Origin of the sequence: Sulfitobacter sp. HI0027, from assembly GCF_001634775.1 — a bacterium.
In the GTDB taxonomy this organism is placed as follows: Bacteria; Pseudomonadota; Alphaproteobacteria; order Rhodobacterales; family Rhodobacteraceae; genus Sulfitobacter.
Window position 1 is genome coordinate 1 of record NZ_LWER01000246.1, and the last position, 561, is coordinate 561.

Annotated in this window: 1 protein-coding gene; it reads left to right on the forward strand. The window is 62.4% G+C overall.

Annotation, left to right across the window (positions count from 1 at the left end):
• Positions 1 to 561, forward strand: a 561-nt coding sequence (locus A3722_RS15030; protein ID WP_067916267.1) for a gluconate 2-dehydrogenase subunit 3 family protein, incomplete at both ends; no start/stop codon positions are given.

Here is a 561-nt window from a genome sequence, read left to right on the forward strand (position 1 = left end):
CGTGAGGATCGGTTCTTTACCCCCGACGAACGCGAGGCCGTCGCCGCGATCTGCGCGCGGCTGATCCCATCGGATGGGGAAGGGCCGGGGGCGACCGAGGCTGATGTGATCACCTTCCTCGACCGGCAGATGGCGGGGTTCTATGGCCGTGGGCAGCATTGGTACATGAAGGGCCCCTTCCTCGAAGGCACGGCGACCCAAGGCTATCAAAGCGAACACCCCCCGGCAGAGCTTTACCGCCACGCGCTTGCCGAACTCGACGCCTATTGCCGCGCACAGCAGGACTCCGGGTTTGCCGCGCTGAGCGCGGCGCAACAGGACGAGATCCTCAAGGGGATGGACGATGAGGAAATCACCTTCGACGGAGTCTCGGCCAAGGCGTTCTTTGACCTGATCCTAAAAAACACCATCGAAGGCTATTTCGCCGATCCAATCTACGGCGGCAACCGAGACATGGTGGCTTGGCACTACGTCGGCTTTCCTGGCACCCGCTATGATTACCGCGATTTCGTGGGCCACAACGGCGCGCGCATTGATCTGCCGCCGGTCAGCCTAATGGGC